The organism is Haloarcula sp. CBA1127 (genome assembly GCF_001485575.1).
In the GTDB taxonomy this organism is placed as follows: Archaea; Halobacteriota; Halobacteria; order Halobacteriales; family Haloarculaceae; genus Haloarcula.
This window is the reverse complement of record NZ_BCNB01000004.1, coordinates 63,711-78,212: the sequence shown is the minus strand read 5'-3', so window position 1 is coordinate 78,212 and position 14,502 is coordinate 63,711. Positions and strand designations below refer to the sequence as shown.

General features: G+C 53.5%; 21 protein-coding genes and 2 pseudogenes. 13 read left to right on the top strand and 10 right to left on the bottom strand.

What is annotated here, in order from left to right; translation table 11 throughout:
• The first annotated feature begins 44 nt into the window (after positions 1–44).
• The 4 genes from AV059_RS22915 (at position 45) to AV059_RS03640 (ending at position 1,623) form a co-directional block, all read left to right on the top strand.
• Positions 45–176: a hypothetical protein gene (locus tag AV059_RS22915; protein WP_255356100.1), complete on the top strand. Its 132-nt coding sequence runs from the start codon at positions 45–47 to the stop codon at positions 174–176.
• Complete coding sequence (locus tag AV059_RS03650) at positions 173–424, top strand: hypothetical protein (protein WP_058992418.1); 252 nt, start codon at positions 173–175, stop codon at positions 422–424. The genes AV059_RS22915 and AV059_RS03650 overlap by 4 nt, the downstream gene beginning before the upstream one ends.
• A gap of 807 nt (positions 425–1,231) precedes the next feature.
• Complete coding sequence (locus tag AV059_RS22910; protein ID WP_255356099.1) at positions 1,232–1,366, top strand: hypothetical protein; 135 nt, start codon at positions 1,232–1,234, stop codon at positions 1,364–1,366.
• Entirely contained in the window at positions 1,363–1,623 is a 261-nt protein-coding gene (locus tag AV059_RS03640; RefSeq protein ID WP_058992414.1) for a hypothetical protein, read from the top strand. The genes AV059_RS22910 and AV059_RS03640 overlap by 4 nt, the downstream gene beginning before the upstream one ends.
• A 1-nt stretch (position 1,624) precedes the next feature.
• On the opposite strand, the gene AV059_RS03635 is transcribed toward AV059_RS03640, so the two are convergent.
• Together AV059_RS03635 and AV059_RS21865 are read right to left on the bottom strand one after the other, a co-directional pair.
• Positions 1,625–1,987, bottom strand: a complete 363-nt coding sequence (locus tag AV059_RS03635) for a hypothetical protein (RefSeq protein WP_154020991.1) — start codon at positions 1,985–1,987, stop codon at positions 1,625–1,627.
• Positions 1,988–2,080: 93 nt separating this feature from the next.
• The gene (locus tag AV059_RS21865) at positions 2,081–2,302 is read right to left on the bottom strand and encodes a hypothetical protein (RefSeq protein WP_154020990.1); all 222 of its coding nucleotides are present in this window, start codon (positions 2,300–2,302) and stop codon (positions 2,081–2,083) included.
• 82 nt (positions 2,303–2,384) lie between these two features.
• On the opposite strand from AV059_RS21865, the pseudogene AV059_RS22750 reads away from it, so the two are divergent.
• A pseudogene (locus AV059_RS22750) lies at positions 2,385–2,654 on the top strand (hypothetical protein); the annotation flags it as partial.
• Positions 2,651–2,914 carry a hypothetical protein gene (locus tag AV059_RS03630; protein ID WP_058992409.1) on the top strand — a complete coding sequence of 88 codons (264 nt, stop codon included), beginning with the start codon at positions 2,651–2,653 and terminating at the stop codon, positions 2,912–2,914. The pseudogene AV059_RS22750 and the gene AV059_RS03630, both read left to right, overlap by 4 nt.
• Before the next feature lie 342 nt (positions 2,915–3,256).
• Here AV059_RS03630 and AV059_RS03625 read toward each other — a convergent pair whose 3' ends face one another.
• The 4 genes from AV059_RS03625 to AV059_RS03610 form a co-directional block, all read right to left on the bottom strand.
• On the bottom strand, positions 3,257–3,571 hold the full coding sequence (locus AV059_RS03625) for a hypothetical protein (protein ID WP_058992407.1): 315 nt from the start codon (positions 3,569–3,571) through the stop codon (positions 3,257–3,259).
• A gap of 217 nt (positions 3,572–3,788) precedes the next feature.
• A complete protein-coding gene (locus AV059_RS03620; protein WP_228841733.1) occupies positions 3,789–4,046 on the bottom strand; it encodes a hypothetical protein in 258 nt (85 codons plus the stop codon).
• Between the two features lie 230 nt (positions 4,047–4,276).
• Positions 4,277–4,873, bottom strand: a complete 597-nt coding sequence (locus tag AV059_RS03615; RefSeq protein WP_154020989.1) for a hypothetical protein — start codon at positions 4,871–4,873, stop codon at positions 4,277–4,279.
• Positions 4,874–4,996: 123 nt separating this feature from the next.
• Complete coding sequence (locus AV059_RS03610; protein WP_058992403.1) at positions 4,997–5,209, bottom strand: hypothetical protein; 213 nt, start codon at positions 5,207–5,209, stop codon at positions 4,997–4,999.
• Between the two features lie 373 nt (positions 5,210–5,582).
• Between AV059_RS03610 and AV059_RS21860 the strand changes: the two genes are divergently transcribed.
• From AV059_RS21860 to AV059_RS03595, 4 genes are all read left to right on the top strand, one after another.
• A complete protein-coding gene (locus AV059_RS21860; protein WP_154020988.1) occupies positions 5,583–6,113 on the top strand; it encodes a hypothetical protein in 531 nt (176 codons plus the stop codon).
• Positions 6,113–6,643 carry a hypothetical protein gene (locus AV059_RS03605; protein WP_058992401.1) on the top strand — a complete coding sequence of 177 codons (531 nt, stop codon included), beginning with the start codon at positions 6,113–6,115 and terminating at the stop codon, positions 6,641–6,643. The genes AV059_RS21860 and AV059_RS03605 overlap by 1 nt, the downstream gene beginning before the upstream one ends.
• A 335-nt stretch (positions 6,644–6,978) precedes the next feature.
• The gene (locus AV059_RS03600; protein ID WP_058992399.1) at positions 6,979–7,278 is read left to right on the top strand and encodes a ribbon-helix-helix protein, CopG family; all 300 of its coding nucleotides are present in this window, start codon (positions 6,979–6,981) and stop codon (positions 7,276–7,278) included.
• 10 nt (positions 7,279–7,288) lie between these two features.
• A complete protein-coding gene (locus tag AV059_RS03595; RefSeq protein WP_058992397.1) occupies positions 7,289–7,780 on the top strand; it encodes a hypothetical protein in 492 nt (163 codons plus the stop codon).
• A 364-nt stretch (positions 7,781–8,144) separates the two neighbouring features.
• Here the strand turns inward: AV059_RS03595 and AV059_RS21430 are convergent, their stop codons facing one another.
• The 4 genes and pseudogenes from AV059_RS21430 to AV059_RS03590 all read right to left on the bottom strand — a co-directional run bounded on the left by AV059_RS21430 (position 8,145) and on the right by AV059_RS03590 (position 10,973).
• Positions 8,145–8,648, bottom strand: coding sequence for a hypothetical protein (locus AV059_RS21430; RefSeq protein WP_228841732.1), 504 nt, complete (start codon positions 8,646–8,648; stop codon positions 8,145–8,147).
• A gap of 278 nt (positions 8,649–8,926) precedes the next feature.
• Positions 8,927–9,601 (bottom strand): hypothetical protein, encoded by a 675-nt coding sequence (locus AV059_RS21855; protein ID WP_154020987.1) that lies wholly within the window; start codon positions 9,599–9,601, stop codon positions 8,927–8,929.
• A 154-nt stretch (positions 9,602–9,755) separates the two neighbouring features.
• Positions 9,756–10,336: pseudogene (locus AV059_RS22745) on the bottom strand (transposase); the annotation flags it as partial.
• 427 nt (positions 10,337–10,763) lie between these two features.
• On the bottom strand, positions 10,764–10,973 hold the full coding sequence (locus AV059_RS03590; RefSeq protein WP_058992396.1) for a hypothetical protein: 210 nt from the start codon (positions 10,971–10,973) through the stop codon (positions 10,764–10,766).
• A gap of 101 nt (positions 10,974–11,074) precedes the next feature.
• On the opposite strand from AV059_RS03590, the gene AV059_RS22245 reads away from it, so the two are divergent.
• The 3 genes from AV059_RS22245 (at position 11,075) to AV059_RS03580 (ending at position 13,413) form a co-directional block, all read left to right on the top strand.
• The gene (locus AV059_RS22245; RefSeq protein ID WP_195156616.1) at positions 11,075–11,212 is read left to right on the top strand and encodes a hypothetical protein; all 138 of its coding nucleotides are present in this window, start codon (positions 11,075–11,077) and stop codon (positions 11,210–11,212) included.
• Positions 11,213–11,578 carry a hypothetical protein gene (locus AV059_RS03585; protein ID WP_058992394.1) on the top strand — a complete coding sequence of 122 codons (366 nt, stop codon included), beginning with the start codon at positions 11,213–11,215 and terminating at the stop codon, positions 11,576–11,578.
• Positions 11,579–11,991: 413 nt separating this feature from the next.
• Entirely contained in the window at positions 11,992–13,413 is a 1,422-nt protein-coding gene (locus AV059_RS03580) for an ATP-binding protein (RefSeq protein ID WP_195156615.1), read from the top strand.
• The last annotated feature ends 1,089 nt before the right edge of the window (positions 13,414–14,502 follow it).

Sequence of the window (14,502 nt, the reverse complement as noted above, 5' to 3'; positions counted from 1 at the left end):
AAATGTAATTAAGCATTATCAGGACTGGTAATGATGGAACGGTTGTGTTGGCAGAGACGCCGTTCGAAACGCTTGCACAGTGGTGCGAATACACGCGTTCGGAGCGTGGCTGGGACATCGGCCCGCACGTCGGTGGGTCGTTGGTCGGCGATCTCGTTCGGGCGGTGGAAGCATGAGCTGTACCGTGGAAGAGCGCAAGCGTGTTCGGCGGGCTGCTCGGGCGATTCGAGAGGAGGTACCGAACGAGTCCGTCGATGTGCTTGCGCCGAGCGCCAGTCAGTACGGTCAGTGGACGCTTGACGCTGTGCTTCGAGATACTGAGGGTGTGCCACCGGAGGTGCTTCGGGAGTTGGCACTTGCTGGGTTGACGCTACAGCCGACGCCGTCGCAGGCAGGGTATGAGCATGTGGCAGCGACGGTGTAGGCGAGTAGAGCGCTAATCAACAATGAACGATCGTAGCCACATTTGTTGGTTAGCGGTCCTAACTCCGCTTCCTGGCAGTCATTTAGTTCTCGAGTACCTCCCAGAAACGACTGCTCGGTAAGCGTGCGAATTTTGTGTTCAGATTTCGTATCGTACTTATTTCTGGTAGTTGTAAGTTAATCTATGCGTCCCGCCCTCCGATACACCATTTCACTAACTGTTGGAGTAGTAATCACAGTTCTTACAGCAGAGTTCGCCACATCGGACCACCTGATCATGGTCTCGCTTCTTCCACTCTACGGTGCAGTAACGTCGATGCTTTTGGCACACAAACAACAGTGGCTCGCTCTGTCTCGTGGCAAGACCACCCGGTCGGCGAGAAAGCGAGGAGCTATTATCGGAGGCCTTGGCGCATTTACTGGGTATTTGCTTCTCCAAGCATCAATCCCCGCTGGACTTGCTGGGTATGGACTAATGCTTCTTGGCATGGCTGGAGCTATCGGCGACATGGCTGAATCATGAACCGCCTGCACTGATCGTTTTAGTATATGTGCCAGCTACGTTCCGTTGGTCACTTCACGGCCTCAAGGAGTTCATCTCGTTCTGACCAGGGGACGACAGCGTCCGAATCGTCGAACGACGTCATCATTCGCTCTTTTTTGAACTCCCCATTGATTTCGTACTGACCGCCCTCTCGACCACAGCCCGATAGCAGGAGACGTTTCCACCGCAGGTGTGGGTCTCACCGGACGACGGTCCCTGTACCAGTAGCGTGGCGCCACTCCGTCGCTCAACATTCCCTGACTCTTGGAAGCTGAACGTGGACCTCGAACGGACCTCACCGTCGACGAGGAACTGGAGTTCGTACTCCTGTTCGCCGTAGTTCTCGGAACTCAGATTGACGACGTGCCGCCGAATGGTGTCGAGAACAAAACACAGTGACTGCTCTCGAACCACAGGCAGCGGTGGATTTAGCAGCGGAGTATGCGACTGACAAGCGAATCGAGCAGACGGTTGCTGAGCTGCAGGCAGATGGACACTCGGTGACTGTCGATACAATACGTGACCGGCTCGTCGCCAATGTGGCCCGTGAGGCATATGTGGATCTGTTCGTGGGTGGCGAGTTTGTCGCCTCGCTATCCGCGTTCCAGTCTGCCGTTGCTGAGCGTGTTCAGCAACACCAGTCCACAGCGGATTAGACTATTGGCTGGCGTCGTCGTTCTGGAGTGACTGGAACGAAAACGTCTCAGTCCGGAACTCAAACTCGCGGGCGGGCGAGTGGAACCCAGCTTCATCGATCCAACGTTTGAGATACGTATCTGCACTCGCCGCAGAAATCAGATCGCTCTCGACAAAACTGACGAGGAGGCCGATCGATCCGGGTAACCTGATGTCTCGTTGGGTCGCGGTTGTGCGAGCATCGCCGTCGTCAGTGATGACGGTCCCATCGACGGTCCCTGCAACGGCTACGGCCTGTGCCTCGCCTGGGTCGAGTCGTTCCAGAAAGGTCGCCGCCACTCTGGGCTTGTGGCGACAGTTCAGCAGCTGGAATACCCGCTTCAAGCACGGTCAGTGCGTTTGCTAGATAGGAGTGGGTTTCAACTTACTGAGATTAACGCTCAGCACACAGACATATGGACCGCGGTGTCGGTAAGCTCAGTTTTTCATCTCCTGTTGAATGTGCAGATCTACCTGTCTGAAAAGGAGGAGTGCGGTGAGAAGTCCAGCCAAGACAGTCCCGACTGTTCCGAGTAATCCTTCCGTCCCGAGAATGACTAGCAAAACCGCCCCCACGACGGCAGTTTGTACGAACCAAATAACACCTCGAAGATACCATGATACGTAGCCGTGGAACCAAGATCCACTTCTAGAAGTCATAATAGCGGTGGGTGGTCCGCAGAATAAATATCTTCTTGATACTCGGTTTTCGTCGTAACAGCGCTAATATCCGCTTTGTACTGACCGTCCCGGTCACGAGCTACTCACCCAGGGCCGACCTCTCTTCCTTGGCGTCGGCGGTGAAGGCGCGGCCCACTACTGGGACAGCTATGAGTTCGCCGTTACCGTTGTCGCGACCGACGGCGACGCCGAGAAAGTCCCACTTGCCGAGACGCCGTTTGAAACACTCGCACAGTGGTGTGAGTACACGAACAACGAACGCGGCTGGGATATCGGCCCAAACGTCGGTGGGTCGCTCGTTGGCGATATCGCTCGGGGGCTGACGGCATGAGTAAGACCGTTCGCTGTACGGTCGAGAACCGTCAGCGTGTCCGGCGTGCCGCTCGTGCGCTCCGGGAGGCTGTGCCGACCGTGCTGGTCGAAACGACGCCGCCGGTGCGCTCGAAACACGACGCCTGGACGGTTGACGCCGTCCTCCAAGACACCGAGGGCGTCCCGCCCGATGTCCTCCGGGAACTGGCGCTTGCGGACCTGACGCTGCAGCCGATGCCTGCCCAGGCCGAACACCAGCACGTCGTGGCGACGGCCTGAGCGAGACGGCGATACCTCTATCTTTTTGCTGAATTGCGTGCCTATTTTGCAGGGGTTGCGGTGGTTCCTGATTCCATCCGCTGACGGACCGCGACCCAGCTCAGGGGCCTGTTAGTGGCAGGCCCCACGACGGGGCGAGTGTGTATTCATAGCTGACGAGCGACTGGTACGTAACCTCCCCTTGGACTTCCGGAATGGGGACTCGCTAACCAACATGCGGTGGCAGCACCGGCCAACTGTTGGTTAGTCAGAAAACGTCATGGCCCACTATCCTTCCGTATATATCGGTCAGTACAGATTGTTCACTAACGGGTGACGAATCGATTATGAGGCCGATACAAGTTACCACACGCCGTGCCAGCGACCGTACGCGATAACGGCAAGGATGCCGGCGACACCAACGCCGAGGTACGTCCCGATAACCCAGAATGCCGCGAGGACGAGACCCCAGAGGCCTGCAACGACACCAGCGTGTTCGAGATCGTCGATACGGCCAGCCGCGTACGCTGAGCCGAAGGCGACCGTCAGGAGCAGGCCGAAGATTGGCTGGATTGCGTACAGGAACGCCCACGCGAGGATGGTGAACGCGACAATCCCCGCGAGTCCGTCGTAGAGGTTCAGAACATCGGCGGGGACACGTGATTCCGACGTAGCCATACGAAATCGTACATCTCCCTATTGGAAAACTGTTTAGGAACACGCTATCATCGGTCTCCGTACGTCCTTTCGTAGAACCGGACTGTACTGACAACAAGTGGGTGGTTAGTTCGCAGACCTACTGAACAGGCGTTTCATTGCTACCACTGCCAAAATGATCAGATTGACAACAACTAGTTAGAGCGTATTTCTGAATAAGCGATTTCGAACAGTCACCTCAGACCGCCCGATCAACGAGTTCGTGCACCCAGTCAGGAGCGTCGAGGTCAGCTGCAACGCCGCGCTCCCACGCCTCGACGACCTCGTAGCCGCCAGTGCGTTCGATTTCGAGCCGCCACCGGCGCGTATCGTCCTCGGCTTTGGGTTCGACTTCGAACTCCGCAGTGTCGTCGCCGGTTGCACCATGGTACTGGACGGCGAGTTCAGTCCCATCATGCAATTCGACCGTCTGGACCTCTGTTGCGGCTATATACAACCGAATACGGGAGACTGGCTATTAAAACGGGCTTGTACTTCCGGAGTGAGGATTCGCTAACCAACAGTTGGCGGCGATAGCGACCACCTGTTGGTTAGTAAGAACCATGCCAGCTGGCCATTCCCCTTCTGCTATCGGTCAGTACAGACAAACTACAAACCGCACAGTATGGGCGAGACTTATGACTTAAACAGCGCGATTGACGTGTGGTCTTTCTTGAGGACGGCCAGTCAGTACCCGTCGAAACGGTCACCAAGGTTGAAGCGGCCAATATCAACAGACGCTGGAGACTGACTGGGGGGTTCAGTTTCCGTCGGACGGACGTACCCAACTCGGAGGTCATCAGTCGCCTGTACCCAGAAGTTCTCTACAGATACGTGCCCAGCAAGCGGTAGGCCGTTGAACGCCTCACGGCGAGCCTGTGCATGAAGATGGTCGCCATCTTCGTTTATTGGTCCAAGCTTAACGTTGTACTTCACCTGACCGAACTCGGCTATCAGAGTGTCTTGGGTCTCCGATGAAATGGTGACAGACGCGTTATTGACAGCCCCATCGATATACTTCGGGTCGAAGCCACCGAATACCTCGTTTTGCTCACAGTCAAACTGGAGGCGCAAGACTTCGGTCCAAATAGCTGGGTCTGCTTGAGAGAGTTTGACATCCACTTCCTTCTGCCAGACCTGCCCACTCGCTGACTGTATTATCTCTGGAGTCGTCGTACTCTGCGTGTCGTTAGATGAGCTGATTGCTTCACACCCTGTAAGAGAGGCGGAACAGCCGGTCGCACAGAGCGCAAGGAATCGACGACGCGAGGATGGAGGACTCATATCGAATCGAAATGTTGGATTAAATGTATATTTTCCTGTCCGTGAATTTTAATCGATAGACTCGCGCGCTTACCAACCGCCATCTCACGCACTCTCAGCATGAACACAGTGCGCGATATCCGTCTACCACGGAACCAGTACCTGAGGGTCCAGCGGCGACGAGAGTGATGAGTCACAGGCCCAGATCCGGCTACCGTCACTGTCCCGACACTCAACGAGGTTGTACTCGTGGAGCTTCATCAACTTCGTCCGGTGCCCTCGTTTGCCGATTGGCATCTGGTCATACCCGCCGTAGGTTGCCTCGGAGATCGCGTCGTATCGGTCGTTGATTGCCACTGTCTGACCTCGCCCTCCCCTCGGATTATCTCATGAAGAACGTGATGCTGCGTGGCAGACCCTCAAGGGCTTGCTCTCGGAACTCCTGCTGCGCTCGGTCGAAGGAGTCCTGCACATCAATAGCCTCATGTACGGGTGCCCGCACTCAGTCGCCAGTTCAGCCGCGGCCCGAAGTGCGAGGTGAATGTTAATCCTTAGTGTAGGTAATCATAAATGACAGACATGCTTACTGCGCCTTGATATTCAGGCCAATGGTATAGAATATGATATAATAAGAAATCCGGTACTACTAAATAGAATTAGTATATATATGTTGCCATGTATCGATCATAAATTGCCCTCCGGTGCGAACTTCCCGATAGATATAGATCCAATGAATCCAGATCGCCGTCAGATATTGCAGTCAATCGCAAGTAGTACAGTAGTTGGTGTCGGACTCTCCCAAATTGCCGCTCCAGGTGCGGCAAAGGAAACAAGCCATGAAAAAGATAAGCTTAGTATTACGAAACTGTCTGGCCAAGAGGCCAAACAACTACGTACAGAATTGCTGTCCACCGGTCCCGTCGAAACTGTCCGCGAAAAAATAGAGAGTGACGATTTCAAAGCTGAAGTAGAAGAACATACTGTCGCTGCTGAAATAATGAATGAAGACACAGATGAGCAGTGGTCTGCCCTCAGATTAGGGTTCTCCTACACGGGAGAAGCGACAGATAACGAAGACCACGGCGCAATCCTCTATGTCCATAAGAAAGACGGTATCGCCTCCGTCCGCGGTATCTCGCAGCATGAGGGAGAATCAGTCAAAGTTCACGAAGCGCAAGGTTCAGCAAGTCGTTTCACAATGTCTGAGACTGGACAAGCCTCCACATATACAGTCCCAGTCGTTGATGGAGGTGACGCATAATGGCCCTAACTTACCTCGGCAGAATTCCGATGGATGAGCTTTGTGATGCTTTTGAAGACCCGGACCACCGGTTAAATGATTGGTTAGACGAGCACGGGATTGATTATAATGCAAAGGATATAGGTTGCGCAACTATCAGTATTGGAACGGTAGGTGCATCTCCCCAAGTTGCAGTTGTTGTGGCTGGACTTTGCGCCGGACCCGTTTTAGGATGTGTAGCCAATGACGCAATTCGAGAGAACACCCCGTGTGGGGTACAATACGTTGGGGTATATCTTACGGATACGAAAATTTCTGAGACGAAGTATCCAATATCCTTTAGGGTCGAGTGTGAAGGAATTGACTCTACTGAGGAGGCAAAAGAAGTTGCAAAAGAAATGTCTCAGAGTCTTGAGGATGCTGCCGATAGCGCTGACTATGCTGTTGAAGTAGGACAAGACGTTGTTGATGAGATAGAAGACACACTTGAGGATGGAGTTGATGAGATAGGAGATATAATAAATATGGGACAGGATTTCGTTCTCCAATAATACTATTCAGTAATTAGAAATCCTTCTCATTCAATAGTATGACAACATACCAAGTTTCGTGGTCGAATATAGCTGCCTATTCCTTTTTTTTGCTAATGATGGCTGGTCTGGTGTATGTTGGTGAGGCAGCTTTGGCAATGCTATATATTTCGGCAATAGCTATTGGATTAGTCTTGCGCGTGGTCATAATAAAATATATACAATGATCAGAGATTCGTCTTCAAAAACCAGCGTCTTAGATCCGAATAATATACTCAAAAATAAATCCAGAACAACCGCTTCAGCCTGAGCAACGGCCCCGGATATTTATCAACTTGTGTGTACACTGTACATACATGACGACCCGAGTCAACTTTCGATTGCCTGATAACCTCGTGGAGAAGGCGGATGTCGCGGCTGCAGCAACGCACAAAAACCGGACGGAGATCGTCGTTGCGGCGCTGGAGGACTACTTAGACGAGATGGAAGATCAAGAGGCATTCAAGCAGACCGTCGTCGACCTCTATCTAGATGATGAGATCGGGTTTGAGTCTCTGAAGCAGGTTATCGGCCGGCAAGACGCCGAATCCGTCCGCGCCTCGAAGACCCTGCTCGCACAAGGCGAGGAAATGGCCGACGACCTCGCGCAACTGTAGTGGGCACTGTATGATTGTCGCGGATACAGCTGCGCTCATCTCCCTGGCGTCGGTCGACCTGTTCGATACGTTGCTCACCGAATTCGAGGTTGCGACTACAGAGACAGTGATCGACGAACTCGACGCGACCAGTGACTACGACGACACCCACGGTCGTGCCGCACAGACTGTGCTCGACAGCACAGAACAGTTCACTGTCAGAGACGTTGACGGCACGCTGTCCTCATCTCGGATTGACGAGGGCGAAGGGAGCTGTGCGCTCCTGTGCAACGATCTTGACGCAGCGTTCCTCATCACTGATGATTTCCGTGCCCTGCCGGAACTGCAGACCGCTGTCGACGCACAGGTCGCTATTTCGCCTATCGTTCTCAAAGCACTGGTAACCCGGCAGGTCCTCGATAGACAAACGGCTCTGGAGAAGCTTGACCACCTCGCCGAACAACGTTCCTGGCTTGGACAGCCGATCTATCGGCGGGCACAGAACCTCTTTGAAGAAGAGTAATTTGCATGAGTGGCGGTAGTTCCTGAATTCAAACTGACCGACAGTGACCCTACGCTGGGGCCTGTTAGAGGTAGTCAGCCACTCCAGTCGCTCGCCAATCGGTTACAATCGGACGTTGTACGGGAATACCTGCTAAACGAGTTGTAACGGTAAAGGAACCGCCGGACGTCAGCACACGTGCGCTGTGACCGCACATGGTTACCAAGCCAGTCCCCGCCACAAAGGCAAGGGAGTGGCCTGCGTCCTCACTCAAAATTAGCGCAGGTGAATATAAAAAAGTTCGCTTGTCACCCATCAGCTGCCGCTGAGCTATCTCTTAGAATTTCTAACGCCACAATCTGGGCATGGTTTGTCCCACTCTGGATCACCATGACAGGTATATTGATACGTCGCTTCCCATCGTCGGTGAGCGTCCAGGTGGCCCGTGGCCGCGTCGAGCCCTTGGCAACACTAGCTCACCGTCACAGGCATACCAGACACGTGCACTTGATTTCGGTAGCGTCCAGTCCAACGGCGGGCTGTCCATCCATGTCCAGTACCGCCCGAGGGCTGGATGTGAGAGTGTCCGAAGGCGGTAGGCACCAGCATCGTCGCGAGTAATCCCACGGACAAGCCAACCGAGCTGGTCACGAACCCATGTGAGGTGAGGCCGCCGCATCGAGGACAGCCGCAGCGCTGGCGGCCCGTCGTTGGGGTTATCGAGATTCCCATCACCCACCAGACAGCCCCGAATCGCCTCGTGCTTGGCATCGCTCAGGTCACGATACGAACACCGCTTGCTCCGCGACCAGTGCTGTGCAAGGCGCTGATACTCGCTGTCGCACTGGTTGCAGACGCCCCCACGAGCGTCGACGACCCACTCGCTCATACCCGCCGGTGTGAACGGATCGATATGTAGGTATCGTGTTCGCTCCAGTGTCGGTCGGTTGGCTATTGCTTCAGTCCGGTGTGGGTACGATAGACTACACAACAGCCCTCATTCACGGCTACTGGTCAGTACAGGGCGCGTATTTTGTACAGGGTCATCTGGCTCTGTTGAAATCCTCAGTTAGTGATAGGTTTGAATCATCTTGCTGAATATAGAGGGTGTAGTCAGCACGAGTGTTTGGTCCACAGGTTGCGTGCTGAATCGGCCGTTGTAAGATATTACAAGAGACGAGTTTCTTTGAGATACACACGGTATTCTAAATCATCCCCCACATCGGCCATTTCCTCATCGCTAATTTCAAAACGATACACACAATCTGTGTCTGACATTTTTTCATCGTCACAAATTTTTTCTGCCAACTTCGTAGTCGCATTCGCAACACCTTGATAAGAACGTAGGACCACACCGTCGTGATCTTGTGGAGATAATGCGGCTTGGTAATATCTTGCCTGGCTATTTAGATTACTGTTCGGCCCAACAAACGCAGACATATATCGGTTGCCGTCGTACTCCAGAACTTCTGGTTCATCCTTGCTCCTCTCTTCTGGCTCATCTTGTTTTTGTCGTCGCTCGTCTCTTCTCGCGTCAATTTCCGAACGGACCCACGAAACTTGACTTTCGATAATATCTGACCACTGTTCTTCATCACTTTCAGGTGGGATTGACACTCGATACCTTCCTTCCCCGAACCATTCTACCAGACCGAGAACCGAAACTCTGTAAAGGTCTTGGTCAATTTTGTCTGAGTCAGGTACATCCTCCGGGTCTCGATTACGCAGTAGCTCTGTTTCAAGTTCTTCAGCTGAAAATATTTCATCCCCGAATAATTCCCAAGCATCGATATAGCGCCCAGTAATCCTCTCAATATCGGGTTTTTTCGCTGTTGGAGTCATATATCCAGTACATCTGCCAATTTGATAACTGTTTCCATTATCATAAAAAGCCATTATATTAGTTCGTTAGAGGATCAATATCGTACTTTTCGTAGGACATAACATACAGAAATGTGGTGCATTCGCGCATTGGGCATTGTTTAGACGCCAGCGTTCAGCGGTCAGCCCCCTCGATTGCGCGTTCGATGTTTCGCACCGCTGATTTCATGACAAGTTCGCGGAATTGACCGAACCACGTTCTCGCCCATAGCGTCTCAATATATCGCTTTCGCAATCCGAAAAACACGGACTCAGCATTCGAACGCTGGTTTTACGCCTGATTATGGATGAGTAAGTTTCTCGTCCTTCCTCGGAAACCTGTGCCGCGTTGCGGAATCAGCGGTGTGATACTTTCAGCGCGCAACCTTGTGCGAAGTGCTTCCCAGCCGTATCCTTTATCGGCCGCCACAGCCGTCAAGTCGTCAAGATTCCGCACCAATACCTGCCAACCACCTGTGTATCGTGCAGTTGTTTCATCGAACAATGTATATCTAGAATCGCACTTGTTTCACAATCGATGAGTAGCGTGGTCTTCACCGCTTCGAACGTGTAATCCGTCCGTTTCGCGTAGTGCTGGCTCGCTTGGACACGATCCACGCCGGTTGCGTCGATCGCCTAAACATCACCGAGATCGTACATCTCGACTGACGAGTCAAGCATCGCTCGCCACCGCTTCATCGGAATCTCTTGCTGCCGCCGAAATAGACGATCTACTTGATCAAGGGGCCGACGAAACCGATGATATAATAGATAAGGGAGAAGGCGTCATTCTTGGATAACGAAATGTCAATATCAGCACCATATATTATTGTAGATACGTAACCTGATGACGATTTCAAGAGATTCACCGGTGTGGTGGGTGGTAGGATATCTAATCAACCTTCTAACGGCAGGTGTGATGGCATTACCCCAAACTACCGGTGGCAAAGCAGATGCAGTGCTGCTAATAGCAGCAGCAATCGTCGGTCATGCTCTGTATAGAGTACGGGTGAAGTATTTTCAATAACGCCCGAGGATCCGTTATCCGAGTTCCTGAACTAGGTATTGAGGAACACCAGTCTCCAGCAGCCGGCGTCGTGGTCACCGTCACACGAGCGCGCCACATCGCTCGCAAGTACCACGACTAGGACCTGCCCAGTGAAAACGAAGTCTGCCAACAAGCGATGGAGGGGTGAAGCGTGGCGTCCAGTGACTCATCCCAGGCGTACATGATCTGCAGAGCGTTGGGTGCGACGCGTCGGTCTTCGATGCCGAGCGCATCGCATGTGTCGACGGAGAATACGGGCCATGCATGGCTGTCGGCCGTCACGCCGGCGTCTGTTCTCACGGCCATCTCTCTGTCTGGGACGTCGCTGAGGCCTAAGTGACCTCTATCGGATACTTGCACACACTGCCAATTTTGTGACCCCCCGATGGGTGAGGGGTTTCCCGATCATGAGCACTGACCAGCAGTCCGTCGACGAACAGCCTTCAGATACCGAAGCCGACGACCAACCAGACGTTCGTGCCCAGCATCGACAGGCACAGGCCAGTGGCGAAGTTTTTCAGGGCCGTCACCGAGGTGACAGGTAGATGTGTTGTCCCGACTGCCGTCGGCCACAGTCGGCGTCGGCATGTGTACAGAAACGCTACCATATCGACGGGCAGGCTTTCGACCCGATTCCGTGGGGCGAGGGCAGCCAGTATCTCACCTACGAGCGGCAAACCCTCAAAAGTGGTGAGCCAACTGCTGTAATCGACCCCGAACAATGGCGCAACCGCTCATGTCCTGCCTGTGGCGTCGAGCAAGGCGAGTTCCACCATCGGTCGTGTGACTACGAGGAGTGCCCCGCATGCGGCGAGCAGCTGCTACTATGTTCTTGTCTTGTCGAGATCGAGATCAACGAGATGTCCAGTCTCACAGGTCGCTTCAAACGGTTGCTCGCTCGTCTCTTGTGAGCGCCTTTACTCTGCCCCAATGAAGACATCGTTTCATACGAAACATGGGGAGACTGTTATAAAAGCAAACGCCGCCTTCGTACTCTCGCACCTGTTGTCGAAGTTCCGGCGAAGAAGTTGACAGTCGCGTCGATAGAAAACTCGAAGTCCCAGAGAGCAACGTACATGGATACCGCTCGAATCCCTGTGGTTTGACATCAACCTCCGCGTGAACGCAGAGGGGGATGTCAATGTTTAGCTTCGAGCGGAGTCCTTCACGAACCGTATAACGTAGTCCTCATCCTCATTGTTATATTGTATACTCCAGTACACAACCTCAATCTAATATCGTTAACTGCAGTCAACAACATTATGCCCCTCCCGTCTCACACAGGGGTATGGATGAAGCGAATCTACTGGCTCTGCTGAACCGAATGAATCTCTGGTGGCAGGGCGAGGAAGTGCAGGATTCTCTCAAGAAGGCAGAACACCGGCGGCGAGATTTTTACAAGATCAGAGAGCGGTTGATGACTTCCCAGCGGTCGATCATGACGGTCCGTGGCCCCCGCCAAGTCGGGAAGACAACGCTTTGCGGACAGTTGATCGAGTCCCTTCTCAATGAGGACGAGATCCCCAGTGATCGGATCATGTATCTCACGATTGAAAACAGTGCGATCCTCTCGAAGCCCGAAGGAGTGATTGAAGACGCGATTGAGGCTTTCAAGAACAATATCCTTCAGAAGGACTTCCGGGACGTGGATGGAACAGTCTATATTTTCATCGATGAGGTTCAGAAAGCACCGGACTGGGCGGACACGCTGAAATACTATACTGATACGTACTCGAATCTCCAGTTCGTTGCGACTGGTTCAATCAGTACTCTGATCAAGAGTGATGCGGGTGATACGCTTATTGGCCGGTTGGACGAGCGGATAATGCTGCCGGTGAAATTTATCGAGTACGTCCGGTATGAATCCGTTATTGATGAGCAGACAGTCTATGACGAGTCTACCAAACTACGTTCCAAGCTCGCAGAAAGTGTGAAAGAAGGGGATTCAACGGCACTCCGTGGTGCGCTCTCGCGCTTCTTCGGGCTCTATGAGAATAAGAAGCCACAGCTGAAGCGACTGAAAGACGAGTACCTCCTCAAAGGTGGGTATCCTGGCGTCCTCGATGAGACAGTCGCCGACTCCTACACTGTGCTGGATACTGACCTGCGAAATACAGTCACTGGCGATCTTGCGAACGTGTTCAAAGTCGAAAAGCCGGAGAAAGTGCTTCGGGTTCTCTCACTACTGGCCGCGTCGACAGGGTCGAAAGTGAGCAAGTCCAGTATCGCCGATGCGGCCGATATCAGCCGGCAGACGGTCGACGCATATTTGGAGCATCTGGACGAGTTTTATTTGATCAACCGATGTCCGACCTACAAAGGGTCCGAGTACTCCTCTGGCGGACTGCCGAAAATCTACTTGCAGGATGTCGGAATATACAATGCGTTGAATGGAACACTTGCCGAATCGACGCTGGAGAATTTAGATGCAATGGGCCCAATTTTCGAAACAGCTGTCTGTGATCACACGCGACGCCTCCAATTTTTCTTATCGAATGCTCAGAACGCAGACATCTACTACAACGATTCAGGCGGTGAAGTCGATTTCATCCTTGACGGGAACGAATACCTTGTCCCCATCGAAGTGAAGAACGGCGACTCTACGTCGCGGTCACTACGTGGAGTGAAAGAATTTATCGAGAAACGTGATGCCGAATTCGGCATCTGCGTCAACAATGCAGACGTGCTTGATAATGAGGACGGCATTGTCCATATCCCTGCCTGGATTTACTTTTTCCTCTGCTAGTTGCTTCCCTGTAGGGGGTGTCCCCGAGAGCGACACGACTACACTCCCGTTGGCAGTCGAACGCACTCAGCGTGGGGCTGGCAAGCCGGCTGAGAACGCGAGAGACCAGCGTATGTCGGCGTGGGACTGACAGCCGGGCAGGAACGGATGGCTGGCTGGTGTGCTCTCTGGCCGCCGAGCAGCCGCCGCTGGGCGGCACTCTCGCTCTTTCCCGTGCCGGGACGGGAACAGAGAAGGGATGAGACGGGTGCAGAGTATAAGGGTCACGTGTATGGCGGGAGGAGGGTTCTGGCACTGCTATACCTAGAGTCGGAAACTATCGCACTCGTGGTAAGGTCAAGGGAGATAGCACTACAGAAGGCGAGACTCACGGCACTGCTAATGGCGGAACTCGTGGCACTACCCTCGGAGTCACTACTGACTGCTATGGGACTGCTAAGGCATGCTGGACTGGAACCACTGCAAACGGTGTCGCGACGACGAGTTCGGTGTCGGATCAGCACATCTTGAAAGCCCCACGCCGCTGGCGGTCGCTCAGCGACATATCCTCACTGCGTTCGGATAGGGGCCGCTGAACCGACTCCAACAAGCGCCAGCGGCGTGCCCCTTTCAGTCCCACCCAATTACTGCGGCACAGCAGTAGTCGACGCACGCGTCTAAGTCGCGCGCGGTCTGGGTGAGGAACCCTCGCGGCCGGCGCTCCCTCGCCGGAACGAGGACGGGCACTCCGTGCCCTGTGTTCCGGGCTGCTCACTCCGTTGCGCTGCCGGGCTTTCACCCATCCGGCACTCGCTTGGCCGCGCGGGATGCTGGCTCACCGCAACCGCACACGATAGGACCGCCCGCTGGGGTGTCAATACCATACCGTTCTTTATATACTAATTTCCCTCGAAAATAGAAACACAATACGCCGCTTAGATACCATCCAGACACCCAAATATTGCACTTGAAACAATCCAATTAGTCCGTTATCTTTAAGTGATATGCACCCGTGCCATTAAGTACGGAAAGATACGACGCAGGCGGCGCTCACGAAGCAGTATCACGCCGCAGAAATCGGGTGCTGGTACACCCGACAAGTGTCTTTCC

Excerpts from the sequence above, each read along its gene's own strand:
- AV059_RS03650 (WP_058992418.1), top strand. The coding sequence starts at position 173 with ATGAGCTGTACCGTGGAAGAGCGCAAGCGTGTTCGGCGGGCTGCTCGG.
- AV059_RS21865 (WP_154020990.1), bottom strand. The coding sequence starts at position 2,302 with ATGACTTCTAGAAGTGGATCTTGGTTCCACGGCTACGTATCATGGTAT.
- AV059_RS03630 (WP_058992409.1), top strand. The coding sequence starts at position 2,651 with ATGAGTAAGACCGTTCGCTGTACGGTCGAGAACCGTCAGCGTGTCCGG.
- AV059_RS03625 (WP_058992407.1), bottom strand. The coding sequence starts at position 3,571 with ATGGCTACGTCGGAATCACGTGTCCCCGCCGATGTTCTGAACCTCTAC.
- AV059_RS03615 (WP_154020989.1), bottom strand. The coding sequence starts at position 4,873 with ATGAGTCCTCCATCCTCGCGTCGTCGATTCCTTGCGCTCTGTGCGACC.
- AV059_RS21860 (WP_154020988.1), top strand. The coding sequence starts at position 5,583 with ATGAATCCAGATCGCCGTCAGATATTGCAGTCAATCGCAAGTAGTACA.
- AV059_RS03605 (WP_058992401.1), top strand. The coding sequence starts at position 6,113 with ATGGCCCTAACTTACCTCGGCAGAATTCCGATGGATGAGCTTTGTGAT.
- AV059_RS03600 (WP_058992399.1), top strand. The coding sequence starts at position 6,979 with ATGACGACCCGAGTCAACTTTCGATTGCCTGATAACCTCGTGGAGAAG.
- AV059_RS03595 (WP_058992397.1), top strand. The coding sequence starts at position 7,289 with ATGATTGTCGCGGATACAGCTGCGCTCATCTCCCTGGCGTCGGTCGAC.
- AV059_RS21430 (WP_228841732.1), bottom strand. The coding sequence starts at position 8,648 with ATGAGCGAGTGGGTCGTCGACGCTCGTGGGGGCGTCTGCAACCAGTGC.
- AV059_RS21855 (WP_154020987.1), bottom strand. The coding sequence starts at position 9,601 with ATGACTCCAACAGCGAAAAAACCCGATATTGAGAGGATTACTGGGCGC.
- AV059_RS03590 (WP_058992396.1), bottom strand. The coding sequence starts at position 10,973 with ATGGCCGTGAGAACAGACGCCGGCGTGACGGCCGACAGCCATGCATGG.
- AV059_RS22245 (WP_195156616.1), top strand. The coding sequence starts at position 11,075 with ATGAGCACTGACCAGCAGTCCGTCGACGAACAGCCTTCAGATACCGAA.
- AV059_RS03585 (WP_058992394.1), top strand. The coding sequence starts at position 11,213 with ATGTGTTGTCCCGACTGCCGTCGGCCACAGTCGGCGTCGGCATGTGTA.
- AV059_RS03580 (WP_195156615.1), top strand. The coding sequence starts at position 11,992 with ATGAATCTCTGGTGGCAGGGCGAGGAAGTGCAGGATTCTCTCAAGAAG.